The sequence below is a fragment of the Sphaerimonospora mesophila genome (assembly GCF_001417795.1).
GTDB classification, from domain to species: Bacteria; Actinomycetota; Actinomycetes; order Streptosporangiales; family Streptosporangiaceae; genus Sphaerimonospora; species Sphaerimonospora mesophila.
On sequence record NZ_BCBX01000040.1, the window covers coordinates 110,819 to 136,085 of the forward strand.

Sequence of the window (25,267 nt, forward strand, 5' to 3'; positions counted from 1 at the left end):
CCTCCCCTCACCGAACTGGCCGGAGCGTCCAGAGCGCCCCGGCCGCCGGGGCGGCGTTTTCTGTCGGTGGGCGGAGGCATTATGGGCGGGTGAGCGCGCTCGACGGTTTCAGCCCGGTGACCAGGCAGTGGTTCACCGGCGCGTTCGCCGCCCCGACCGCGGCCCAGGAGGGCGCGTGGTCGTCGATCTCGCGCGGCGACAACACGCTGGTGGTAGCCCCCACCGGTTCGGGAAAGACCCTGGCCGCTTTCCTGTGGGCGATCGACCGGCTGGCCGTCGAGCGATCGGCCGACCCCGTCGAAGCCACCGACACCGCCGACGCCGGGCGTTCGAAGGCCGGAGGCGGGCGGCTGTGCCGGGTGGTGTACGTCTCGCCGCTGAAGGCGCTCGCCGTCGACGTCGAGCGGAACCTGCGCGCCCCGCTCACCGGCATCAGGCAGACCGCCGCACGGCTCGGCCACCCGGTGCCCGAGATATCGGTGGCCATCCGGTCGGGCGACACGGCGGCGGAGGACCGCCGCCGGTTCGCCGCCGATCCGGCCGAGATCCTGATCACCACGCCGGAGTCGCTGTTCCTCATCCTCACCTCGCGGGCGCGGGAGGCCCTGCGCGGGGTGGAGACGGTGATCGTGGACGAGGTCCACGCGGTCGCCGCGACCAAGCGCGGTGCCCATCTCGCGCTGACGCTGGAACGGCTCGACGCCCTGCTGCCCAGGCCGGCCCAGCGCATCGGCCTGTCCGCGACCGTACGGCCCGTCGCCGAGGTGGCGGCCTTCCTCGGCGGTTCCCGCCCGGCGACCGTGGTGCAGCCACCCGCCGAGAAGGTCATCGAGGTCGACGTCGTGGTCCCGGTGGAGGACATGACGGAACTCGCCCCGCCCCCTCCCGGCATGGCCGGAGCGGACGGGATCGGCGGCGCGGGCGCGGAGCGGCCGGCCGAGCACCGTCGCAGCATCTGGCCACACGTGGAGGAGCGCCTTCTCGACCTCATCGGAGCCCATCGGTCCACGATCGTCTTCGCCAACTCCCGGCGGCTTTCGGAGCGGCTGTGCAGCCGGCTCAACGAGCTGGCCTGGGAACGGCGCGCCGGGGCCGTACCGGCCTCCGCCGACCGGATGGACGGCGGGCCGGACGGCCCGGGGTACGGCGACGCGGTCGCGCCGGCTTCACCGGCTTCATCGGCCACGCCGGCAGCGATGATGGCGCAGGCGGGAGCGTCGAACGGGGTGGTGCCCGAGATCGTGCGGGCACACCACGGGTCGGTCTCCAAGGAGGAACGGGCCCAGATCGAGGAGGCGCTGAAATCGGGCCGGCTGCCCGCCGTGGTCGCCACCTCCAGCCTGGAGCTGGGCATCGACATGGGCACCGTCGACCTGGTGGCCTGCGTCGAGTCGCCGCCCAGCGTGGCGAGCGGCCTGCAGCGCATCGGCCGGGCGGGGCACCAGGTCGGCGCGGTGTCCCGTGGCGTGATCTTCCCCAAGTATCGGGGTGATCTCGTCCAGACGGCCGTGGTCACCGAGCGCATGAAGACAGGCCAGATCGAGGAGCTGCGCTATCCGCGCAACCCCCTCGACGTGCTGGCCCAGCAGATCGTCGCGATGACCGCCCTGGACGAGTGGACGGTCGACGCGATCGAGACCCTGGTCCGGCGGGCCGCGCCGTACGCCACGCTGCCGCGCACCGCGCTGGAGGCGACGCTCGACATGCTGGCCGGGCGCTACCCGAGCGAGGAGTTCGCCGAGCTGCGGCCCCGCATCGTGTGGGACCGGGTGACCGGCACGCTGCGCGGCCGGCCCGGCGCGCAGCGGCTGGCCGTGACCAACGGCGGCACGATCCCCAATCGCGGCCTGTTCGGCGTGTTCCTCGCCGGAGACGGCGACTCCGGCAGGCGACCGACCCGGGTCGGCGAGCTGGACGAGGAGATGGTCTACGAGTCGCGGGTGGGCGACGTGTTCGTGCTCGGCGCGACCTCGTGGCGGATCGAGGACATCACCGCGGACCGCGTGCTGGTCTCCCCCGCCCCCGGCCGCCCGGGGAAACTGCCGTTCTGGCATGGCGACTCTCCCGGGCGGCCCGCCGAGCTGGGCCGGGCCATCGGCGCCTTCCTGCGCGAGCTGTCCACGTCGCCCAAGTCGGCGGACGACCGGATCAGGGCCGCCGGGCTCGACGAGTTCGCCACCGGCAACCTGCTCGCCTACCTGGCCGAGCAGCGTGAGGCGACCGGCTATGTGCCGGACGACCGGACGCTCGTGGTGGAGCGTTTCCACGACGAGCTGGGCGACTGGCGGGTGGTGATCCACTCGCCGTACGGCGCGCGTGTGCACGCCCCGTGGGCGCTCGCCATCGGACGGCGGCTGCGCGAGCGGTACGGCGTCGAGGTCCAGGCGGTCCACTCCGACGACGGAATCGTCCTGCAGATCCCGGACACGCTGGACGAGGCGCCGACCGATGTCGCGGTCTTCGACCCCGAGGAGATCGAGCAGATCGTCACGGAGGAGCTGGGCGGCTCGGCGCTGTTCGCCGCGCGCTTCCGCGAATGCGCCGGGCGGTCGCTGCTGCTGCCCCGCCGCAGCCCCGGCAAGCGGACGCCGCTGTGGCGGCAGCGTCAGCGGGCGTCGCACCTGCTCGGCGTCGCGAGCAGGTATGCGGGCTTCCCGGTCGTGCTGGAGACGATGCGAGAGTGCCTGCAGGACGTCTTCGACGTGCCCGGGCTGGTCCGGCTGATGCGCGACGCGGCCGCCCGCCGGGTGCGGGTGGTCGAGGTGGAGACCGCCCAGCCGTCGCCGTTCGCCGCTTCGCTGCTGTTCAACTACGTCGGCGCCTTCATGTACGAGGGCGACGCCCCGCTGGCCGAGCGCCGCGCTCAGGCGCTGGCCCTCGACACGGCGCTGCTGGCCGAGCTGCTCGGCCAGGCCGAGCTGCGCGAGCTGCTCGACCCCGATGTGATCGCGGAGACGGAACGGGAGCTGGCCCGGCTGGACCGGCCGCTCCGGGATGCCGAGGACCTCGCCGATCTGCTGCGCTCCCACGGCCCGCTGTCGGCCGAGGACGTCTCGATCCGCGAGGGCGATCCCGCCTGGCCGGCCGATCTGGAAAGGGAACGCCGCGCGATCCGGGTGCGTCTGGCGGGCCACGAACAGTGGGCGGCGGTCGAGGACGCATGGCGGCTGCGGGACGCGCTCGGGGTGCCGCTCCCGGTGGGCGTGCCGCACGAGTTCCTGGAGCCTCCCGGCATGGGTGGTGCGGGCGCTCTTGGCTCGGCGGGTCCGCCCGCCGGGGGGCTCATGCCACGTGGTCCCGACCCGCTGGGCGATCTGGTCGCCCGGCACGCCCGCACCCGTGGGCCGTTCTCGTCTGATGCGGCCGCCGCCCGCTTCGGCGTGGGCGTCGCCGTCGTCGAGGACACGCTGGCTCGCCTGGCCGCGACCGGCCGGGTGGTCCGGGGCGAGTTCCGGCCGGGCGGCCGGGGTGAGGAGTGGTGCGACTCGGGGGTGCTGCGGCTGCTGCGCCGCAGGTCGCTGGCCCGGCTGCGCAAGGAGGTCGAGCCGGTTCCGCCCGAGGTGCTGGCCGCCTTCCTCCCCGCCTGGCACGGCGTCACTCCGATCTTCCCGGTCGGCGGCGGCCCGTCGGGAAGGCACGGCCCGGCGCAACTCCATCTGACGCATGCCGACCCGGCACACGCCGGCCTGGAACCCCAGGGCGGCGTCTATCGGCCGGGAGCGGCGCGGGCCATGGACGACCTGGTCAGCGCGATAGAGCGGCTGCAGGGGGCGGCGGTGCCCGCTTCGGCGCTCGAGACATTGATCCTGCCGGGCCGGGTGCCCGGCTACTCCCCCGCACTCCTCGACGAGCTGACCTCCTCCGGCGAGGTGATCTGGGCGGGCCAGGGGTCGCTGCCCGGCGGGGACGGCTGGCTGTCGCTCTACTTCGCCGACACCGCTCCGCTGCTGCTCCCGCCGCCGCAGGAGATCACGCTGACCCCGCTGCACGAGCGGATCCTCGAGATCCTGGGCGGCGGCGGGGCGCTGCTCTTCCGCGAGCTGTCCGACCGCGTCGCGGCAGCGGCGCCATCCGGGGAGACCGGTCCGTACGGGAGCGGCGTGCCGGAGGACGCGGTGCTCGCCGCCGCTCTGTGGGATCTGGTGTGGTCGGGCCGGGTGACCGGAGACACCCTGGCCCCGCTCCGCTCGGTCCTGGGCACCGGGCGGCCCGCCCACCGGCCCGCTGCAGTCCGGCGCCGCCGGGCCGTGCTGCCCACCAGGAGCGGCCCGCCGACGGTGAGCGGCCGGTGGTGGCCGGTGCCCGCCCCGGCCTCGGACGGCACCCGGCGGGCGCAGGCCATGGCCGAGGTGCTGCTCGACCGCCACGGCGTGCTGACCAGGGGCGGCGTCGCCGCCGAGCGACTTCCCGGGGGTTTCTCCTCGGTCTACCAGGTGCTGCGGGCCTACGAAGAGAGCGGCCGGTGCCGCCGGGGCTACTTCGTCGAGGGGCTCGGGGGCGCGCAGTTCGCCCTTCCCGGCGCGGTCGACCGGATGCGGGCCACGGCATCGGGTCCGCCGGGCGCGTTCGCCGGCCCGACGCCGCTTCCCGTGCCCGTCCCGGGGGCCGAGCCGTACCCCTCACCCGTGCTCGCGGGAGCGGGCCCGGTCGCGCGCCGGGCGGTCGTCCTGGCCGCCGCCGACCCGGCCAATCCGTACGGCGCGGCCCTGCCCTGGCCGGATCGCGGGGGCGACGTGACGCACCGGCCGGGGCGCAAGGCCGGCGCGCTGGTGGTGCTCGTGGAGGGGAGGCTGGTCCTCTACGTCGAGCGGGGCGGCAAGACCCTGCTCTCCTTCGGCCCGCCGGAGGCCACGGGCGACGAGCCGGACGACCTGCGGCCCGCGGTGCGCGCGCTGGCGGCGGCCGTACGGCATGGCGCCCTGGGGAAGCTCACCGTGGAACGGGCCGACGGGACCGCCATTGCGGACTCGCCGCTGGCGGCTGCCCTGGAGGAGGCGGGGTTCCATCCGACGCCGCGCGGCCTGCGCATCCGCGCCTGAGGGGCAGCAGACTTTGACCACAAACAGCGGAAAGACACCCCTCGATCAAACAAAGCTCTGATCAGCCAAGCAAAAGTACGGGCTATTCTCAGCACGTAACGAACTTCCGACAGGAGAGCGGCGTGAAGCGGATGACGGCTCGCCCTGAAAACGTGCACCAAGCCCGGCTTCTTCGCCTGCTGCGCGAGGACGGCGCCCGCTCGCGAGCCGAACTCGGCGATGTGATCCAGCTCTCCAGGTCCAAGCTGGCCCTGGAACTCGACCGGCTGACGGCGCTGGGGCTGGTGGAGTCGGGCGGGCTGGCCGCCTCACGCGGCGGCCGGCGCTCGGGCATCGTCCGCATCGCCTCGCACCTGCGCTTCGTCGGCATCGACATCGGCGCCACCTCGATCGACGTCGCCGTGATGAACGGCGAGCTCGAGGTGCTCGCGCACCTGTCCAGACCGGCTGATGTGCGCGAGGGCCCCACGGCCGTGCTCGGCCAGGCCCTGGAGCTGGTCGGCAAACTGCGCGCGAACGGAACCGCCGCCGAGATCCACGGAGCCGGCATCGGCGTCCCGGGGCCGGTGAGCTTCCGGGACGGAACGCCGATCGCGCCCCCGATCATGCCGGGGTGGGATCGCTTCCCGGTGCGGGAGGCGATGAGCCAGGAGCTCGGCTGCCCCGTGCTCGTGGACAACGACGTGAACATCATGGCGCTCGGTGAGTTGCACGCCGGGCTCGCGAGATCCGTCGACGACTTCCTGCTCGTGAAGATCGGCACCGGCATCGGGTGCGGCATCGTGGTGCACGGCGAGATCTACCGGGGAGTGTCGGGCAGCGCGGGCGACATCGGCCACATCCGGGTGAACGATCACGGCCCTACCTGTGCCTGCGGCAACACCGGCTGCCTGGAGGCGTACTTCAGCGGGGCCTCCCTGGCCCGCGACGCCCTCGCGGCGGCGCAGTCGGGCCGCTCGGCGTTCCTGGCCGAGCGGCTCGCGGAAAGGGGCGCGGTGACCGCCGAGGACGTCGCGGCGGCCGCGGCCACGGGCGACGCCCTCGCCGTACGGATGATCCGCGAGGGCGGCCGCCAGGTCGGCACCGTGCTCGCCGGTCTGGTGAGCTTCTTCAATCCGGGCCTCGTCATCATCGCGGGCGGTGTGGCCGGCCTGGGCCACGCGCTGCTCGCGGAGATCCGCAGCCTCGTCTACCACCGATCCCTGCCGCTGGCGACCGGCAACCTGCCCATCGTCTTGTCCGATCTCGGCGCGACCGCCGGCGTGATCGGCGCGACCCGGTTGATCAGCGACCACATCTTCTCGGCCGCCTGAGCGTCCCCGAGAAGCACCCGGGAACGACCCCGAGCAGCCTCCCGGACGGCCTGGTGAAATCGGCCTGGTGGACGGCGGCCCCGGCCGCTCAGGCGGACTCTCTGACGACGAGGCGGGTGGGGAGGATCACCGGGTCCACGTGATCGGCGCCGTCGATGAGCGCCAGCAGCAGCCGTACGGTCTCCTCGGCCACCTCGGCGAGCGGCTGGCTGATCGTGGTCAGCGGCGGGTGCGTGGACGCGGCCACGGACGAGTCGTCGAAGCCGCCCACCGCCACGTCGTCGGGCACCCGGCGTCCGGCCGCCCGCAGCGTGGTCAGCGCGCCCGCCGCCATGAGGTCGGAGGCCACGAAGACCGCGTCGAGGTCCGGCGTGCGATCGAGCAGCCGGGCCATGGCGTGTTCACCGCTGGCCCGGGTCCAGTCGCCGTGCTCGATCAGCTTCTTGGTCGCCTTGCGGCCGAGCACGTCGGCGAAGCCCTCCAGCCGTTGGATGCCGCCCGGCGTGTCCATCGGCCCGGTGATCGTCGCGATCCTCCTGCGGCCCCGCTCGACCAGGTAGCGGGCCATCTGCCGGGCGCCCTCCCGGTCGTCGGCCGCGGCGTAGGGGATCACGTTCTCGCGTCCGATGACCGCGCCCTGCGCGACAGCGGGGACCTTGGTGTCCACGAGGGCGTCCACGAGGGCGTCGCCGGCGTGCGTGGAGACCAGGAACACGCCGTCGGCGTGCCCGCCGCGCACGTAGCGGAGCACCCGATCGCGGTCCCCCGCGTCGCCCGCCAGCATCATGACCAGCGAGACGTCGCGTTCCGCCAGGCGCCGAATGGCGGTGCGGATCAGCACGCTGTAGTTGGGATCCTCGAACAGCTTCTCGTGCGGCTCGGACAGGACCATCACCACGGACCCGGTGCGCTGGGTGACCAGGCTGCGCGCGTTGCGGTTGACGATGTATCCGGTCTCGGCGATCGCCCGGCGTACGGCCGCGTGGGCCGCCGGGCTCACGTACCGATCGTCGTTGAGCACACGGGAGACGGTGCCCCGGGACACGCCCGCCGCCGCGGCGACATCGTGAATCGTCGGACGCTTCGCCATGCTCGTATTGTCCCCCCGTCGCACGCCCCGCCGACCGCGGCATGCGCCGTCCCCGGGCCCTTCCGTTCGGTCATCGGCTTTTCACGGCCCCGCTGGACAGGTCGGTACGCCAGTAGCGCTGCATGGTGAGGAACAGCGCGATCAGCGGGATGAGCGACAACATCGTCCCCGTGATGATCAGGTTGTACAGCGAGGGCTGGTTGGCCCCGGCGGCGAGCAGCGTGTACAGGCCCACGGTCAGCGGGAACCTGTGGTCGTCGCCGAGCATGATGAACGGCAGCAGGAAGTTGTTCCAGATCGCGACGAACTGGAACAGGAAGATCGTCACCATGCCCGGGGTCAGCATCGGCAGCGCCACCCGGCGGAACAGGCGCCACTCGCCCGCACCGTCCAGCCGGCCCGCCTCCAGCAGCGAGTCGGGGATCGCGGCCTGCGCGTAGATCCTGGCCAGATAGATGCTGTACGGATGCAGGATCTGGGGCAGCAGCACCGACCAGTAGGTATCGGCCAGGCCGACCTTGGAGAACAGCAGATACTGCGGAATCGCCAGCACCACGGACGGCACCAGGATGCCGCCGATGAGCAGGTTGAAGATCAGACCTCTGCCGGGGAAGGAGTACTTGGCCAGTGCGTAGCCCGAGATCGTGGACACCGCGGTCGACAGCACGGCGCCGCCCCCGGCGTACAGGACGGTGTTGAGCAGCCAGAGCCAGAAGACGCCGTCGCGGTAGGCGAACAGGTCGGACAGGTTGGACAGCAGGCCGGTGCCGGGTGCGAAGGTCGAGGTGGAGAACAGCTCGGCCTTCGACTTGGTGGCCGCGACCACCACCCAGCTCACCGGGAACAGGGTGTAGATCGCGCCCAGCACGAGCACCGCGGTCGGCACGATCCCGAGTGACCGGCGGGCGTGGCCGGCGGTCGCCGGCAGCGTGGTGGCGGCCATCAGCCCTCCCCGAACGCGCGGTTCTTCACGACGCGCAGGAATCCGAACGACAGGACGAGGGAGATCGCGGCGATCACCATGGACGTCGCCGCTGCCGCGTACAGATCGCCGGTGACGAACGCGTCTCGGTAGACCTTCATCAGCGGGCTCCAGGTAGAGCTGATCGTGTTCGTCAGCGGCCGCAGCGTGGTCGGTTCCGTGAACACCTGGACGGTCGCGATGACGGAGAACACGGTGGTCAAGATGATCGCCGGGGTCAGGATGGGGATCTTGATGTGCAGCGCGATCTGCACCTCGCTCGCGCCGTCGATCCTGGCCGCCTCGTAGTAGTCGCGGGGTACGGCACGCAGGGCCGTGTAGAGCACGAGCATGTTGAAGCCGGTGCCGCCCCAGACCGCGACGTTGGCCATCGAGAACGTCACCAGATCGGCGCTCAGGAAGGGCCGGTCGCCGAACGGGCTGAGGCTGGGCAGGTAGAGGAAGCCCCACATCAGGGTGGCCGCCACGCCCGGCACGGCGTACGGAAGGAAGATCGAGATCCGGGTGAACCGGGCCAGCCGCACCTTCGCCGCGTCGAGCATCAGCGCGAACAGGAGGGCGAGCCCCAGCATGACCACGAGCACGAGTGCGCCGTAGCCGAGGACGCGCAGCCAGCCGGCCCACAGCTCGCCGTCGCCGACGGCCGCCGCGTAGTTGTCGAGCCCGACGAAGATCTCCTTGCGGGCGCCCCTGCCGAGTCCGAGGCCGGACACCCTGGTCCGCCGCAGGCTCAGATAGACCGTGTAACCGATGGGCAGGGCCAGGAAGAGCGCGAACAGCGCCATGGCCGGGGCGAGGAACATATAGGGCACGGCGCCCGCGCGATGCGCGCGGGCGCCCTTCTTGCGATGGGTCATGTTCTCCGGGCCCTTGTCACTGGGCTGTCATGGCTGTCATGGGCTGTCACTGGGCGAGGGTGAAGCCGGACTTGCGCATGTCGGCGACCGTGGTCTCCTGCATGGTGCGTACGGCGGCCGCGAAGTCGGTCTTGGCGGCGACGGCCTGGTCGAACGCGTCCCTGTAGGCGTTGTAGGTCACGTTGACGTTCGGGCCGAAGGTGAAGCCGCGGGCGGTGGCGCCGATCGCTGCGGCCTGCCGCCAGAAATCGGGCTGGTCGGCGAAGTAGTCGGGGGCCCCCGTGAGCAGCGCGGCGCCCTCGGTCGAGGCGGGATAGATCGAGCCCTCCTTGATCAGCAGATCGAGGGCCTGCGGATCGGTGTTCAACCAGGTGGCGAACCGCGCGGCGGCCGCCTTGTCGGGCGACTTGGCGGCCACGGCCGTGGAGGAGCCGCCCCAGAATCCGCTGTGGTTCTCCCCCGCGTTCCACTGGGGCAGCGGCGCGATGGCCCACTTGCCCTCGGCCTTCGGCGCGTTGCTGGACAGCACGCCCGGGCCCCACACCGCCGAGGGCCAGGTGAGCAGCCGGCCGTCGTTGAGCGCCTTGTTCCACTCGGGGGTGAAGAACGGCATGCCGTCGATGACGCCCTCCTTCACGAGACCACCCCAGTAGCCGGCGACCTTCGCGGTGGCCTCGTCGTCGACGGCGACCTTCCAGGCGTCGCCGCTGATCGACCACCACTGGGCGCCCGCCTGCTGGGAGAGCCCGGCGAACCAGCCGGGATCCTTGCTGGAGAACGTGCCGAGGAAGACCTTCGGGTCCTTCTCGCGTACGGCTCTGGCGGCCTGCGCGTACTCGTCCCAGGTCTTCGGCACCTCGATGTCGTACTTCTCGAACAGGTCCTGGCGGTAGTAGAGCATCATCGGCCCGCTGTCCTGCGGGACGGCGTAGACGGCGTCGGTGCCGAGCGTGACCAGACCCCAGATGCCGTCGCCGAACTCGGCCCTGGCCTGCTCGGTCTCGGCCCTGATGTCGGCCACGGCGTCGGCGGCGACGAACGAGGGCAGCATCTGGTACTCGGCCTGGACCAGATCGGGCGGGTTGCCCGCCTTCGCGGCGGTGAGGAACTTGGCCGCCGCGTCGTCGCCGCCGGCCTGCTTGCTCACGGTCACCTGGATGTCGGGGTGCGCCTGGTTCCACACCGCGACGATCTTGTCCATGTTCGGGACCCAGGTCCAGTAGGTCAGTTCGACCGGCCCGGCCGGTGCCGCGCTCGTGCTGTCGCCGGCCGGGGCGGACGGCTCGCCTGAACCGCCCGAGCACGCCGTGGAGAGCGTGGCGGCGAGGATCGCGACCGCCGCCGCTGTTAGCCGATTTATGCGCATATATGCCTCCAGGCGGGGGGCGAGGGTACTGGAGAGGTTCGTCTGTGAACGTTCACAGAGTGGAAGGCCGATCCGTCCATGTCAATGGCCGTTACGCGGTTGTTAGCGGACCCGATCTCATCAGCGATGATGCCCCTCAAGCCTTCTCGTGCTCCGGGTTGTGCGCTACTGTGCACGTTCACAGAAGCGATATCGAGGGGGAACCGTGCCCGGATATCCCGTCCTGCCCGAGGGGCTCGCCTACGGCGGCGATTACAACCCCGAGCAGTGGCCGGAGGAGGTGTGGCGGGAGGACGTCCGCCTGATGCGGGAGGCCGGGGTGAACCTGGTCACGGTCGGCGTCTTCAACTGGGGGTTGATCGAGCCGGCGGAGGGCGAGTACGACTTCGGCCGGCTCGACCGCATCCTCGACCTGCTCCACTCGGCGGGGGTCTCGGTCGATCTGGCCACCCCGACCTCGTCGCCGCCCGCCTGGTTCCGCCGCCGCTACCCGGGCAGCCGGCTGGTCGACCGGGACGGGCGTGTGCTCGGCGGGGGATCTCGACACGGCTTCTGCCCCAGCTCGCCCGACTACGCCGCCGCGGCCGAGCGGGTGGTCGAGGCATTGGCCGCCCGCTACGCCGGGCACCCCGCGCTGACCATGTGGCATGTGCACAACGAGTACGGCTGGGCCAACGCGCACTGCCACTGCCCGACCTCGGCCGAGGCGTTCCGCGCCTGGTTGCGGGACAGGTACGGCGAGGTCGGCGCGCTCAACGCCGCCTGGGGGACCACGTTCTGGGGGCTGACCTACGGTTCGTTCGACGAGGTCGAGCCGCCCGTCGTGGCGCCGGTCGGCCTGCTCAACGGGCTCCAGCTCGACTTCATGCGGTTCTCCGGCGACGCGCACCTCGCCTGCTTCCGGCGCGAGCGCGAGGTGATCCGCCGGTTCAGCGATCTCCCCGTCACGACCAACTTCATGATCCCCAACTGCAAGCCGATGGACTACTGGCGGTGGGCGGCCGAGGTCGACGTGGTGGCCAACGACCACTATCTCGACTCCGCGCGCGCCGATCCGCACATCGAGCTGGCCATGGCCGCCGATCTCACGCGGTCGGTGGCCGGGGGCCGCCCGTGGATGCTCATGGAGCACTCGACCGGCGCGGTCAACTGGCAGCCGCGCAACCTCGCCAAGCGGCCCGGCGAGATGCGCCGCAACAGCCTCGCCCACGTGGCGCGCGGCTCGGACTCGGCGCTGTTCTTCCAGTGGCGGGCCTCACGCTACGGGGCGGAGAAGTTCCACTCGGCGATGGTGCCGCACGCCGGGACCGACTCCGGGATCTGGCGCGACGTGGTCGCGCTCGGCGCGGACCTGCGCAGGCTCGGCGGGGTCCGGGGCTCGGCGGTCCGGGCCGAGGTGGCCCTCGGGTGGGACTGGGAGTCGTACTGGGCGCTGGAGCTGGAGTGGCGGCCCTCGGTCGACCTGCGGTTCCGCGAACGGATGGAGGCCTACTACGAGGCGCTGTGGCGCGAGCACACCACCGTGGACTTCGTCCATCCCGCGGCCGATCTGTCGCCGTACAAGCTGGTCGTCCTGCCCAGCTCCTACCTGCTCACCGAGGCGTCGGCCAAGAACCTGCACCGCCACGTGGAGGGCGGCGGTCACCTGCTCGTCTCCTACTTCTCCGGCATCGTCGACGAGAACGACATCATCCACGCCGGGCCGTACCCCGGGGCGCTGCGCGAGGTGCTCGGCGTGTCCGTCGAGGAGTTCCACCCGCTGCGCGCCGACGAGACCGTGACGCTGCGGCCGTCGGCCGCGACCGGCCGGATCTGGTCGGAGCGGGTGCGCCTGACGGGGGCGCGAGCCGTACATCGCTTCGCCGACGGGCCGGACGCCGGGCATCCCGCCGTCACGCGACACGACCTCGGCGCGGGCACGGCGTGGTACGTGGCAACGGCCCTCGACCCCCGGCCGGGCCCGGAGCCGGGAGACGACCTGCGCGGGCTCCTCGCCGCCGTCCTCGACCACGCGGGGGTGGCCCGGCCGCGCGGCCTGCCCGACACGCTGGAGATCGTACGGCGCGGCGACCACCACTTCCTGATCAACCACGCGGACGAGCCGGTGACGGTCGACGGGGTGACCGGCACCGGCGTGCTCGACGGGGCCGAATACGCGGGGTCGGCGACCGTACCGGCCGGAGGGGTCGTCGTCATCCGCACATAGGCGTCCTCCGGCGCCGTGCCGTCACCTGACCGACGGCACGGCGCCGAAGGGCCGGGGGACTTCCATCACTCCTCTCCTGACCGGAGGAAGCATGAAAAGGATCCTTGCGGCGCTGGTGCTGTGCGCCGCCACGGCACTGCCCGCCGCGCACCCGGCGCAGGCCGCCACCACGCTGACCATGCGCGGAGCAGACGTCTCCACCGTGCAGCGCGCCCTCGACCTGGGCGCGAAGTACTACGACGCGAGCGGCGCCCAACGGGACCCGCTGGACATCCTCAAGGGCATCGGCGTCAACTACGTCCGCCTGCGGATCTGGAACGATCCGGCCAGCGGCTACAACAACAAGGCGAAGGTCCTGCAGTACGCCAGGACGGTCAAGGCCAAGGGCCTGAAGCTGCTCGTCGACTTCCACTACTCGGACACCTGGGCGGACCCCGGCAAGCAGTACAAGCCCGCGGCCTGGTCCGGCCACGGCATCGGCCGGTTGCAGACCGACGTCTACGACTACACCTACGACGTGTGCTCGAGCCTCAAGGCACAGGGCACCACCCCCGACAGCGTGCAGATCGGCAACGAGATCAACGTCGGCATGCTGTGGAACGACGGCAAGGTCGTCAACAACGACTTCACGAACCTGAGCCTGCTGCTCAAGGCCGGCTACAACGCGACCAAGGCCTGCAACCCGGGCACGCAGGTGATCATCCACACCGCGAACGCGGACAGCGACGCCCACGCCCGCTGGTTCTACGACGGCATCAGGGCCAAGGGCGTGTCCTGGGACATCACCGGCCTGTCGTACTACTGCATGTGGCACGGCACGCTGTCCAACCTGCACAACGTGATCTCGGACGTGCGGTCCCGCTACGGCAAGCCGGTCGTCATCGCCGAGACGGCGTACCCGTTCACCGCCGACGACGCCGACTCCACCCCCAACTCGGTCACCTCGGGGTGCCCGGGGTACGGCCTCACCTGGCAGGGACAGGGCGCCGAGTTCGCGGCTGTGCAGAACACGGCGCGCAACGCGGGCGCCGTCGGCGTCTTCTACTGGGAGCCGACCTGGTACGCGGTGCCCGGCAACGGCTGGGACCCGGCGGACATCAACGGCAGTGGCGACGGCTGGGACAACATGGCCATCTTCAACTGGACCGGTCACCTCAACCCGAACGTCAGGTGGACCCCCTAGTGGCCTGATCTTCGGCCTGGGCCGCCCTCGAGCCGCCCAGGCCGAAGATCGAGCCGGTCACACCGTGTCGGAGAAGACCTCCTCGCGGGCCCGGCCGAGCGCAGCGACGATCGCGCCGCTCAGCACCGCGTTGCCCTCGACCTCGGTCACCGCGACGGTCGGGCGGCTGGGGCAGATGCGGGCCACCGCCTCCTCGACCCTGGCCGCCAGCGCCTTCCCCCCGGCCCTGCCGACATCTCCGCTCAGCACCACCAGGCCGGGGTCGAGCACGACGGACACCGCGGCGACGCCGATCGCGAGCCGCCCCGCCAGCTCGTCGAGGAACTCCTGGTTGCCCGTGGCCAGAGCCGTACGGACCAGGTCCGCGACGCCGGCGTCCGATTCCGGGCCGGGCTGCAGGCCGTGGGCCCGGCCGAGCCCGACCAGCGCGTCTCCCCCGACGAGACGCTGGAAGGACCCGCTCTGCGGGGCGGTGACGTCGGTCGGCAGCGGCTCCCCCGGGACGGGCAGCCAGCCGATCTCACCCGCGCCCCCGGTGATGCCGCGGTGCAGCCTGCCGCCGAGCATCACCCCGAGCCCCTGGCCGACGCCGGCCCACAGGATCGCGAAGTCCTCCATGCCCCTGGCCGCTCCGTGCGTCTGCTCGGCGAGCGCGGCGAGGTTGACGTCGTTCTCTATGATCACGCAGTCGCCCAGGACGTCTCGCAAACCGGCGAGGACGCCGAGGTGCCAGGCGGGCAGGTCGAAGGAGTAGCGCACCTCACCGCTCATGGGGTCGACGACGCCGCGCGTGCCGATCACCAGGCAGCGCAGCCGGGACAGCTCGACCCGGGCGGCCGCGCAGGCCCGCGTGACGGCGCCGTGGACCATGCGCACCGGGTCGCCCGCGTCGGTCGGATCGACCATGATCTCCGCGACGACGGTCCCGGTGATGTCGGCGACGCCCACGGTCACGCTGTCGGGCAGCACGTCGATGCCCGCGACGTACGCGCTCGCCGGATTGACTCCGTAGAGGGCGGCGTTGGGTCCGCGTCCGCCCGGCCGCTCGCCGGCCGACGTGACCAGCCCCCTGGTCTCCAATCGGGACAGGAGCTGACCTGACGTCACCTTGGAGAGGCCGGTAAGCTCTCCCAACTCGGCCCTGGTCAGCGGGCCCTTGGAGAGGAGCAGTTCCAGTGCCGCACGGTCATTGATCTGCCTGAGCAGCCTGGGTGTTCCCGGTCGTTGAGACACCGGCTGATTCCCCTCTCGTCACGATCCGCTAACACCGGTTTCTTATAAGAAAGTTTCTTGTTAGTTTAGCGCCAGCCACCCCGGAGGCAACCGATCAAGCCTCGGGACGCCATGAGCGCCGACCGAAAGGAGAGCGTCTCGACCAGGTGAGCGGCATTGCCGCCGGCCCGGCCGAGGCGCCCGCCGGACGCGAAGCCGGGAAGGGAGATACCCAACGTGAAGATTGCGAAAATCGCAGCCGTGACCACCACGACCGCTGCGCTGGCTCTTGGACTCGCCGCCTGCAGCAGCGGCGACGACTCCGCCGATTCCACGCCGTCCGCCGCCGCGTCCGATGGAGGCAACGGCCCGCAGTTCGCCGGCCAGTCCCTGAGGGTCTGGCGTCTCGGCGCCCCCACCGAGAACGACGACAAGTTCATGAACGACCTGAACGCCAAGTTCAAGGAGCAGACGGGCGCCGACGTCAAACTCGAGTGGATCCCCTGGCCTGACGCGCAGTCGAAGTGGTCGACCGCGCTGGCCAGCGGCGACGGCCCCGACGTCACGGAGTTCGGCAACGACCAGGTCGCCGCGTGGGTGGAGCAGGGCGCGCTGGCCGACATCACCGACGCGGTGAAGAACGACGCCGAGCTCCAGCAGATCCCGCAGAACCTGTGGGGCTACGAGACGATCGACGGCAAGATCTACGCGGCCCCGTGGGGCGGCGGCACCCGGGCCGTCCTCTACCGCAAGGACTGGTTCGAGAAGCTCGGCATCGAGGTTCCCAAGACCTGGGACGAACTCGTCACCGCGGCCAAGACGATCGTGGAGAAGCAGGGCAAGGACGTCGACGCCTTCGCCTTCAACGGCGGTTCCGACGCGAACATGTCGCTGTCGCCGTTCGTCTGGTCGGCAGGCGGCGACTTCGCGACGTTCGAGGGCGGCAAGTGGGTCGGCAAGCTCACCGAGCCCGCCTTCAAGGAGGGCTTCCAGTTCTACACCGACCTGGTGACCAAGCACGGGGTCTCCGGGAAGGGCCGTCTGACGCAGAACTCCGTCGACATCGCCCAGCGGTTCGCGGCCGGCAAGGTCGGCATGTACGTCACCGGCGGCTGGGACATCAACGCCATCAAGGAGCAGAGCAAGGGCAAGATCGACGAGTCGAAGATGGCCTTCTTCTCGATCCCGGCCAAGGACGGCAGCGGCCCGGCCCCGGCCTTCCAGGGCGGCAACGACATCGCGGTCTGGAACGACGCCAAGAACAAGGACCTCGCCACCCTGTACGTGAAGCTCGCGGCGGGCAAGGAGTTCGGCGTCCGGTACGCCACGAACGGCGGCCTGCTCCCGCTCTACCCCGAGGCGCTGGACCAGCTGGCCCAGGACCCGGCGCAGAAGCCGTTCGCGGACACGTTCAAGGTCGCCAAGGGCTTCCCCGCCTCCCCCAACTGGGCTGAGGCCAACGACACCAAGGCGGTGCTGCAGAACGCGGCCCGTAGCGTGATCGAGGGCAAGAAGACCGTCGACGAGGCCCTGGCGGACGCGAACACCGAGCTCGAGTCCATCCTCAACCAGTAAAGATCATGGCCCATACGTCAACAACCGTCCGGGGCGGAGGGAGCACCTCCGCCCCGTCGCGGCGCAGACGGGCGTCGCGCGGGTCGGGCATGCCCTCATGGCTGATTCCGTACGCCCTCCTCGCTCCCGGCCTCCTGGTCATCGCGGCACTGCTGCTGTATCCGCTGTACCAGATGGTCGACATGTCCTTCCACGACGTGCGGCTGAAGAACCTCCGGGCGATCAACCCGGTCCCCCCGGAATTCGTCGGACTCGAGAACTACACGAAGATCTTCGAATCCGACCTCTTCTGGCCTTCGCTGCGCAACACCCTCCTGTTCGCCGCCGCCGCCGTCGCCCTGACCATCGTGCTCGGCACGCTCGTCGGCCTGCTGCTCCACCGACTCGGTTCGAAGATGTCGATGTTCGTCATCGTCGGTGTGATGGCCGCCTGGGCCACCCCGCCGCCGGCCCAGGCGATCATCTGGAAGTGGCTGTTCGACTCCGACGCGGGAATCGCCAACTGGGCGCTGAACCTGCTGCCCGACTGGCTGTCGAACCTGGTCTTCGGCCGGGCCGACTGGAGCGGCCAGCCCTGGCTCAACGAGCCGTTCACCATCTATCTGGTCCTGACCGTCTCGGTGGTGTGGGCGTCGTTCCCGTTCATCGCGGTGTCGATCCTCGCGGGACTCAAGAGCATCCCCCACGAGCTCTATGAGGCGGCCGAGATGGACGGCTCCGGGCCGATCACGACGTTCGCGAAGATCACCCTGCCGATGCTCAAGCCGGTCTACGCGGTGCTGATCGTGCTGTCGATCATCTGGGACTTCAAGGTCTTCACCCAGCTCTATCTCCTCGCCGGCGGGACCGCGAACCGCGAGGCGTTCAACCTCTCGCTCTGGAGCTACGCCGAGGCGTTCGGCGGAAGCCCGAAGATGGGCCTGGGCGCGGCCGTCGCCGTGGTACTGACCATCATCCTGCTGATCATCACATTTGTGTACGTCCGGCAGATCGTGAAGACGGAGGACGTGCGATGAGCCCGGTCGCTCGTAAGAAACTCGGGAAGTTCGCGCTCAACGGCGCCGGGATCGCCGTGTTCCTCTTCGCGGTCTTCCCGGTCTACTGGATGGTCAGCACGGCCTTCAAACCGAACGACCAGATCTTCACCACGGACTTCATCCCGTTCCCGAGCCCGCCCTCGCTCGACCATGTCGAGCGGGTCTTCACCAAGGGCGTCGCCGGGCACCCGATCTGGCAGTTCCTCATCAACAGCGCGATCGTGGCGCTCTCCACCGTGCTGATCGGCGCGGTGTTCGCGCTGCTCGCCGCCACGGCGGTGTCCAGGTTCCGCTTCCGCTTCCGCACCTCGTTCCTGATCCTGCTGTTGATCGTCCAGATGGTGCCGGCCGAGGCGCTGCTGATCCCGCTGTTCGTGATGGCCAGACGACTCGGCCTGGCCGACCAACTGCTCGGCCTGGTCGTGCTCAACGTCGGCCTGACGCTGCCGTTCTCGATCTGGATGCTGCGCACGTTCGTCGCCGCGGTCCCGAAGGAGCTGGAGGAGGCGGCGTGGATCGACGGCGCCAGCCGCTTCAGCACCTTCTGGCGGGTGCTGTTCCCGCTGGTCGCCCCCGGCCTGGTGGCCACCAGCATCTTCGCCTTCATCACCACCTGGAACGAGTTCGTCATCGCCCTGACTCTGATCGGCGACCAGGGCAAATACACCATGCCGATCGCCCTCAAGTTCTTCGTGGGGCAGCGGTCGACCGACTGGGGCGCCATCATGGCGGCTTCCACGCTGATGACGATCCCGGTCCTCATCTTCTTTCTCCTGGTCCAGCGGCGGATGGTCTCCGGCCTCGTCGCGGGCGCTGTCAAGGGTTAACCCCGCTAGCGCACGGTTACGGCTACCGCCTCACGAGGGAGGTAGCCGTACTGGACCGTGCCCGCGAGCCGTACCCACAACTTGTCACTAAAGGAATCGAGACGTATGTCTGACTTGTGCGCGAGCACCGGGGATCGGGGGCTGCGTCGTCTCGCGGCCGGCACGCTGCTCGTCTCCTTCCAGGGAGCGCAGGCCCCCGACTGGGTTCTGCGCGGCCTGGAGGACGGCTTGGGCGGCGTGACCCTCTTCGGCTTCAACGTGAGCGACCCCGAGCAGGTCGCGGCCCTCACCTCCCAGCTGAACGGTTCCGGAAACCCCGTGATCTCACTGGACGAGGAGGGCGGCGACGTCACCCGGCTCGCCTACCACACCGGCAGCCCCTATCCGGGGAACGCGGCGCTCGGAGCCGTCGACGATGTGGAGCTGACCGAGCGGGTCTACCACTCGATCGGCGCGGATCTCGCCCGGTGCGGGTTGAACCTCGACATGGGCCCCGTCGCCGACATCAACACCGCCGAGGACAACCCGGTGATCGGCACCCGGTCCTTCGGCTCCTCGCCCGACCTCGTCGCGCGGCACACGGTCGCCGCCGTACGCGGCCTGCAGTCCCTGGGGATCGCCGCGTGCGTCAAGCACTTCCCCGGGCACGGCGCGACCACCCAGGACTCGCACCTGGAGATCCCGCTCGTGGCGGCGTCCCGCGAGCTCCTGCGGGAGCGCGAGCTGATCCCGTTCCAGGCGGCCGTCGCCGCCGGCACCAAATCGATCATGACGGCGCACGTGTCGGTCCCCGATCTCACGGGCGACCTGCCCGCCACGCTCAGCGCAGAGGCGCTGACCACCCTGCTGCGGCGCGAGATGGGCTACGACGGCGTGGTGATCTCCGATGCCCTCGACATGCACGCCATCACCGAGGGCGTCGGCCTGGTCGGCGGCGCCGTGCTCTCGCTGGCGGCCGGCTCGGACCTGCTGTGCCTGGGACCGCTGCCCACGGCGGAGGACATCGATCGCGTGCTGACCGGGATCGTCGAAGCGGTCGCCGACGGCCGGCTGGCGGCCTCCCGTCTCGAAGAGGCGGCCGAGCGGGTCGACCGGCTGCGTAAGTGGTTCGCCATGCCCCGCCAGAACCCGGCGGAGAGCAACGGCATCGGCCTGGACGCCGCCCGGCGCGCGGTCACCCTGTCCGGCTCGGTGACGCCGCTGACCGACCCGTTCGTGATCGAGGTCGACACCCCGCCGACCATCGCCGTGGGCGATGTCCCGTGGGGGATCGCGCCGTGGCTGCCCGACGCCGAGATCGTCCGGATCAAGCTCGACGACGCCGACGTCCGCGCGCTGCTCGGCCGGGCAGACGGCCGTTCGCTGATCATCGTGGTCAAGGACGCCCACCGCTATCCGCGTACCAGGACCCTGGTCTCCGCGCTGCTCGCCGTCAGGCCGGACGCGACCGTGGTGGAGATGGGTCTGCCCATCTGGCGGCCCGGCGCCGCCGCCTACATCGCGACGTACGGCGCGGCCAGGGCCAACGCCCAGGCCGCCGCGGAACTCCTGACCGGCTGAGCGCGGCACCGCCCCCACCCGCCGTGATCTTGCGAATTCTCGCGGACGCATGCCTGGAGCAGGCACCCTCCCCTTCGTGATCTTGCAGTTCCGCGCAGACCCATGCCCCGACCAGGGCGTACGCCCTTGGTGATCTTGCACGTGCCCGTCAACTTCAAGATCACCAAAGGCATCGGCGCAGCTCAGGAACCTCATCTGCGAGTTTCTGCAAGATCACGGAATGAATCCCTGCAGGTCAGGAGGGCACGCTGCAAGGATTCGCAAGATCACGGGGAGCGGGAGGGGGGTCAGGCGGAGGAGGCGAAGATCTCTTCGCGGGCACGCTCGAGCGCGGCCAGGACCGCACCGCGCAGCACGGGCCCGCCGGTCACCTCGCTGGTGACGACCTCGGGCCTGATGGGGCAGATCCTGGCCACCGCCTCCTCCACCCGGGAGGTCAGGCCCGCTCCCCCGGCCAGGCCCACCTCCCCGGCCAGCACGACCAGGCTGGGATCGAGCACCACGCACACCGACGCCACCCCGAGCGCGAGGCGTGAGGCGATCTCGTCCAGCAGCCGCTCGCCGCCGGGCCCCGCCGCAACGGCCTGCGTCACGCACTCGGCCGCCGTCGACCCGGTGAAGCCGTACGTCCCGGCGAGCTCGGTGACGGCCTCGGCGCTGACGAGCGACTGGAGACCGCCGGCGAGCGACGGCAGCCGGCCCGGTGTGGCCTTCACGTCCGCGGCCAGCGGAACGCCGGGCACCGGCAGATAGCCGATCTCCCCCGCACTGCCCGACCTGCCGCGGTGCAGCCGCCCGCCGAGCATGACGGCCAGGCCGATGCCGCGGCCCACCCAGACGAGCACGAAGTCGTCCACCTGCTGGGCGGCCCCCTGCACCCGCTCGGCGATCGCCACGAGGTTGACGTCGTTCTCGATGATCACGTCGCGGCGCAGATCCCTGGCCAGTGCCTCGTGAATGCCCTCGTGCCAGTGCGGCAGGTCGAACGAGAACCGTACGTCTCCGGTGCGCGGGTCGACCACGCCCGGCGTGCCGATCACGACGCCGCGCAGTTTCGACAGGGCCACCCGGCCGGACCGGCACGCCTTCACCACCGCGTTGTGGACGATCGACACCGGATCGTCATGGCCGTGCGGGGAGGCCGTGACCTCCGCCACGACATCCCCCTTGACGTCGGCCACGGCCGCGGTGACCGAGTCGGGGCCCACGTCGAGACCGGCGACGTAGGCGCACGAGGGGACCACGCCGTAGAGCGCGGCGTTCGGCCCGCGGTTGCCGGCCTGCTCCCCCACGACCTCCACGAGCCCGCGCTCCTCCAGCCGCGCCAGCGTCTGGGAGGCCGTGACCTTCGACAGCCCGGTCAGCTGGCCGATCTGACCACGGGTCAGCGGCCCCGACGCCATCAGCAGTTCCAGGGCGGCCCTGTCGTTGATCTCTCGGAGCAACCTGGGCACGCCAGGACGTCGCGCCATGCTCCTGCTTTCTATGCTCGGTCCCGCCACGCCGTCACACTCTGCCCGTTTAATCGCCAACAAAGGTTCACTTAATCGCCAACAAAGCTTCCTGAAAGCTTACCGACCCCCCGGCCGGAAGGAGCGCCCTCCCGGCTCTTCCGTGGAAACGCTCCCACACCCCGCCCGCACAAGGCGGTCACGAGCGCGGAACCGTTGCCCTCCCACTCGCGAAGTACGAGGATCACTCATGTCTTCGACAGAGGAGAGCACATGGCCGGACAGGTCACCGAGCGCCGCGACACCCCCATGATGCGGTGGATTCCTTGCCGGATCGAAACCCCGACCGCCATCGCCCTCGGCGTCCTCCTGCTCACCGACGCGCTGCGCGTCTTCCTACCCTCGCTGATCACCCTGTACGGCAGGGCCGGTGAGACCCCGCCGGAACAAATGGGGATCTTCGCCGCGCTGTGGTTCGTGCTGCCCTTCGCCGCCGTCCCGATCGCACGGGTCACCCGTGCCCGGCCGATCCAGCTCTGCGGAGCGGTCCTCCTCGTCGCGGCTCGGCTCGTCCTCCAGACGGCGGACGGCGGCGACCTTCAGCTCTACGTCTCCGCGGCCGGCGTGTGCGCCGGCCTGTTCTTCCTGTACGGAACCGCACGCACGGCCGCGCGCGAGGCGGTTCCCGTGGGCCTGGCCGCCGGACTGGCGGTCTCCGTCGTCGCGCACCTGCTGCTCGACCGGGTTGACCTGGTCTGGCGGGACGGTCCGCTCCCCTGGCTCGCCGTGACGGCCGTCGGCGTCGCCTTCCTCGCGGCCGTACGGCTCTCGCCACCGTCGGCGGGCGACCTCGCCCCCGCGGCCGTGTGGTTCCTGTTCGGCCCCGTCCTTCTGATCTCGGGCATGACCACGGGCGCCGTCCTCTTCCCCGGTGACGTGTGGGAGCAGCATCCGGCGGCGCTCACCGCGCTCGGCGTGGCGCTGCATGTGGTCGCCCTGTGCTGGGGCGTCGTCGTCGCGCGTACGAGCGGGTGGGTCTGGTGGACGGTGATCCTGGCGGTCGCGACGGTGGCGTGGACCGTGACGCCGGCCTCGCCGTCCACCCTGGTCGTCCCTCTGGCACTCGGCGGCTGCCTGCGTCTCGCCGCTGCCGCGCGAACCGCTCCGGACCGCGCGCCACGGGGCGGCGGGGCCGTCCTCGGCGGCATGGTGGTCTTCCTCGTCGGGACGTTCCTCTACTACGCGGCCTACGACACCGATCTCGGCTTCCCGAACTTCGTGGTCCCGATCGCGGCGGCCGTGCTGGTAGCGGGCACGAGCGCGAAGGTCTCCCGGCGCCGCCCCGTCACGTCCGCCCGGTGGCCGGTCGGCCGATGGCTGCCGGCCTCCCTGGCCCTGGCGGCGCTCGCGGCCGTGCTGACCTGGCAGCCGACCCCGGACGAGCGGGAGGCGACCCGGCCCGAGTTCACCCTCATCGCGTACAACATCCGGATGGGGTTCGGCCTCAAGGGACGGCTCGACCTGGACCGGATGGCGGGCTGGGCCCGCGAGCAGCGGCCCGACGTGGTGCTGCTCAGCGAGGTGGACCGGGGATGGATGCTCAACGGCGGTCATGACGACCTGGCCAGGATCTCCCGGGGCCTCGGCATGCGCTACTACTTCGCCCCGGCGGCCGACCGGCTCTGGGGCGACGCGCTGCTCACGAACCTTCCGGTCCGGCAGGTCGTCTCGCACCCGCTGGGCGGACACGACCATCCGACCGGCGCCCAGGCCCAGGCGATCGTGCTCACCGTCGGCGGCAGGGAGGTCGGGATCGTGAACACCCATCTGCAGGCCCCTCCCGGCCAGGCTCCCGAGGCGGCGGCCGTCGTCCGGGCATTGGCCGAGCCGAAGGGCGGGACGACCCGGCCGGTGCTGCTCGCCGGGGACCTCAACACCACCCCCGACGATCCCGAGATGCGGGTCCTTTCCGCCGCCGGACTGTCCGACCCGCTGCTTTCGCTCGGCGACCCGCCCACGTCACCGGCGGACGCGCCGGTGAAGCGCATCGACCACGTGCTCCTCGGGCCCGGGCTGCGGGCGGTCGAGGCCCGGGTGCCGAGAGTCCCGTTCTCCGACCATCTTCCGGTGGTCGTACGGCTCCGCCTCGACTGACCGGCGAACCACCACGGTCCCTCACCAGGGCGATGAGGTGAGCCCGCCGTCCAACGAACGCCTACCAGGCGGGATAATCGACCACATGCGACTTTCTGCCCGTGTCGACTACGCCCTCCGTGCCGCCGCCGAGCTCGCCGCCGCGGGCGAGGGGCCGACAACGGTCGGCGAGCTGGCCAAGGGACAGGACATGCCCCCCAAGTACCTGGAGAACATCCTGCTGCAGATGCGCCGGGCCGGCCTGGTCCGCGGCCAGCGTGGTCCCGAGGGGGGCTACGTCCTGGCCCGGCCGGCCGCTCAGATCTCCCTCGCCGACGTGATCAGGGCGGTGGACGGCCCGTTGGCCAACGTCCGGGGTGAGCGTCCGGAACACGTCGGATACCAGGGCGCCGCCCAGGCGCTGCAGGAGGTGTGGATCGCGCTGCGCGCGAGCGAGAGGGCGATCCTGGAAGAGGTGACCCTGGAACACCTCGCCAAGGGCGATCTGCCCGCCCGGGTGACCGACCTCGCCTCCGATCCCGCGGCGTGGAACTCCAACCCGTCGGTCTGAGCGGCGCGCGGCCGTGCCAGAAGGCGATGCCGTATACCGGACCGCGCGGCGGCTCAGGGAGGCGCTCGACGGACGGGTGCTGACCCGGTCGGACTTCCGGGTTCCCCGCCACGCGACCGCCGATCTGCGCGGCCGGGCGGTGCTCACCACGATCTCTCGCGGCAAGCACCTGCTGACGCGCGTGGCGGGCGGTCTGACCGTGCACACCCATCTGCGGATGGACGGAAGCTGGCGGGTCGCCCCCGCGGGACGTCCGCTGCCCCGCGGCGACGTCGTACGGCTCGTGCTCGCGAACGAGCGGTGGCAGGCCGTCGGGATCAGGCTCGGCGTCGTCGACCTCGTGGCCACGGACCACGAGGACCGGGTCGTCGGCCATCTCGGGCCCGACCTGCTCGGCCCGGATTGGGACGCCGCGCGGGCCGCGCGCAACCTGGGCGAGCACCCCGGCCGCGGCATCGCGGAGGCACTGCTGGATCAGCGCAATCTTGCCGGGATCGGCACGATCTGGCGGGCCGAGACGCTGTTCGCCGCGCGTCTATCGCCCTGGCGCACGGTGGGGTCGATCTCACCGGACGCGCTGGAGGAACTGGCCGGGCTCGCCCACGCTCTCATGGACGCGAGCAAGGACGCGCCGCTGCCGGTCACGACGGGTGATCGCCGGCCGGGCAGGTCGATGTTCGTGTACGGCAGGGCGGGCCGGCCGTGCCGCCGATGCGGGGCCCCGATCCGACGCGGCGAGACGTCGTCGGCCACCGGCCGAGGGGCCGAGCCGTACGAACGGCTGATCTTCTGGTGTCCCGTGTGCCAGGCGGAGGAACTCCGGACGGAGGGATAGCTGCCGTACCCGGCGAACCCCGGACTCACC

General features: G+C 71.1%; 17 protein-coding genes. 11 read left to right on the forward strand and 6 right to left on the reverse strand.

Translation table 11 applies throughout. The features are described 5' to 3' along the window. The first annotated feature begins 89 nt into the window (after positions 1 to 89). Positions 90 to 5,039: an ATP-dependent helicase gene (locus AP234_RS21995; protein ID WP_055481586.1), complete on the forward strand. Its 4,950-nt coding sequence runs from the start codon at positions 90 to 92 to the stop codon at positions 5,037 to 5,039. A gap of 131 nt (positions 5,040 to 5,170) precedes the next feature. After that, a complete protein-coding gene (locus AP234_RS22000; RefSeq protein WP_055481712.1) occupies positions 5,171 to 6,352 on the forward strand; it encodes an ROK family transcriptional regulator in 1,182 nt (393 codons plus the stop codon). An 88-nt stretch (positions 6,353 to 6,440) separates the two neighbouring features. On the opposite strand, the gene AP234_RS22005 is transcribed toward AP234_RS22000, so the two are convergent. The 4 genes from AP234_RS22005 to AP234_RS22020 form a co-directional block, all read right to left on the reverse strand. Beyond that, positions 6,441 to 7,442, reverse strand: a complete 1,002-nt coding sequence (locus tag AP234_RS22005) for a LacI family DNA-binding transcriptional regulator (protein ID WP_055481587.1) — start codon at positions 7,440 to 7,442, stop codon at positions 6,441 to 6,443. A 70-nt stretch (positions 7,443 to 7,512) separates the two neighbouring features. Then, entirely contained in the window at positions 7,513 to 8,385 is an 873-nt protein-coding gene (locus AP234_RS22010; RefSeq protein ID WP_055481588.1) for a carbohydrate ABC transporter permease, read from the reverse strand. Continuing rightward, positions 8,385 to 9,281, reverse strand: coding sequence for a carbohydrate ABC transporter permease (locus tag AP234_RS22015; RefSeq protein ID WP_055481589.1), 897 nt, complete (start codon positions 9,279 to 9,281; stop codon positions 8,385 to 8,387). Before AP234_RS22015 ends, AP234_RS22010 begins: the two co-directional genes overlap by 1 nt. A gap of 46 nt (positions 9,282 to 9,327) precedes the next feature. Then, positions 9,328 to 10,647 (reverse strand): extracellular solute-binding protein, encoded by a 1,320-nt coding sequence (locus AP234_RS22020; protein ID WP_055481590.1) that lies wholly within the window; start codon positions 10,645 to 10,647, stop codon positions 9,328 to 9,330. Positions 10,648 to 10,852: 205 nt separating this feature from the next. Here AP234_RS22020 and AP234_RS22025 point away from each other — a divergent pair, with 205 nt between their 5' ends. After that, complete coding sequence (locus tag AP234_RS22025) at positions 10,853 to 12,853, forward strand: beta-galactosidase (protein WP_055481591.1); 2,001 nt, start codon at positions 10,853 to 10,855, stop codon at positions 12,851 to 12,853. A 91-nt stretch (positions 12,854 to 12,944) separates the two neighbouring features. Beyond that, entirely contained in the window at positions 12,945 to 14,036 is a 1,092-nt protein-coding gene (locus AP234_RS22030; RefSeq protein WP_055481592.1) for a glycosyl hydrolase 53 family protein, read from the forward strand. 57 nt (positions 14,037 to 14,093) lie between these two features. On the opposite strand, the gene AP234_RS22035 is transcribed toward AP234_RS22030, so the two are convergent. Further along, on the reverse strand, positions 14,094 to 15,269 hold the full coding sequence (locus tag AP234_RS22035) for an ROK family transcriptional regulator (RefSeq protein ID WP_055481593.1): 1,176 nt from the start codon (positions 15,267 to 15,269) through the stop codon (positions 14,094 to 14,096). A 216-nt stretch (positions 15,270 to 15,485) separates the two neighbouring features. On the opposite strand from AP234_RS22035, the gene AP234_RS22040 reads away from it, so the two are divergent. From AP234_RS22040 to AP234_RS22055, 4 genes are all read left to right on the forward strand, one after another. Beyond that, positions 15,486 to 16,823 carry a sugar ABC transporter substrate-binding protein gene (locus AP234_RS22040; RefSeq protein ID WP_055481594.1) on the forward strand — a complete coding sequence of 446 codons (1,338 nt, stop codon included), beginning with the start codon at positions 15,486 to 15,488 and terminating at the stop codon, positions 16,821 to 16,823. Positions 16,824 to 16,912: 89 nt separating this feature from the next. Continuing rightward, the gene (locus AP234_RS22045; protein WP_235558317.1) at positions 16,913 to 17,839 is read left to right on the forward strand and encodes a carbohydrate ABC transporter permease; all 927 of its coding nucleotides are present in this window, start codon (positions 16,913 to 16,915) and stop codon (positions 17,837 to 17,839) included. Then, a complete protein-coding gene (locus AP234_RS22050) occupies positions 17,836 to 18,687 on the forward strand; it encodes a carbohydrate ABC transporter permease (RefSeq protein WP_055481596.1) in 852 nt (283 codons plus the stop codon). Before AP234_RS22045 ends, AP234_RS22050 begins: the two co-directional genes overlap by 4 nt. Before the next feature lie 105 nt (positions 18,688 to 18,792). Continuing rightward, positions 18,793 to 20,247, forward strand: coding sequence for a glycoside hydrolase family 3 protein (locus AP234_RS22055; protein WP_055481597.1), 1,455 nt, complete (start codon positions 18,793 to 18,795; stop codon positions 20,245 to 20,247). A 287-nt stretch (positions 20,248 to 20,534) separates the two neighbouring features. On the opposite strand, the gene AP234_RS22060 is transcribed toward AP234_RS22055, so the two are convergent. Further along, positions 20,535 to 21,719 (reverse strand): ROK family protein, encoded by a 1,185-nt coding sequence (locus tag AP234_RS22060; protein ID WP_055481598.1) that lies wholly within the window; start codon positions 21,717 to 21,719, stop codon positions 20,535 to 20,537. A 252-nt stretch (positions 21,720 to 21,971) separates the two neighbouring features. On the opposite strand from AP234_RS22060, the gene AP234_RS22065 reads away from it, so the two are divergent. The 3 genes from AP234_RS22065 to AP234_RS22075 all read left to right on the forward strand — a co-directional run bounded on the left by AP234_RS22065 (position 21,972) and on the right by AP234_RS22075 (position 25,237). Beyond that, positions 21,972 to 23,852, forward strand: coding sequence for an endonuclease/exonuclease/phosphatase family protein (locus tag AP234_RS22065; protein ID WP_055481599.1), 1,881 nt, complete (start codon positions 21,972 to 21,974; stop codon positions 23,850 to 23,852). An 85-nt stretch (positions 23,853 to 23,937) separates the two neighbouring features. Next, positions 23,938 to 24,402 carry an RrF2 family transcriptional regulator gene (locus AP234_RS22070; RefSeq protein ID WP_055481600.1) on the forward strand — a complete coding sequence of 155 codons (465 nt, stop codon included), beginning with the start codon at positions 23,938 to 23,940 and terminating at the stop codon, positions 24,400 to 24,402. A 13-nt stretch (positions 24,403 to 24,415) separates the two neighbouring features. Continuing rightward, entirely contained in the window at positions 24,416 to 25,237 is an 822-nt protein-coding gene (locus tag AP234_RS22075; RefSeq protein ID WP_055481601.1) for a DNA-formamidopyrimidine glycosylase family protein, read from the forward strand. Positions 25,238 to 25,267: the final 30 nt, after the last annotated feature.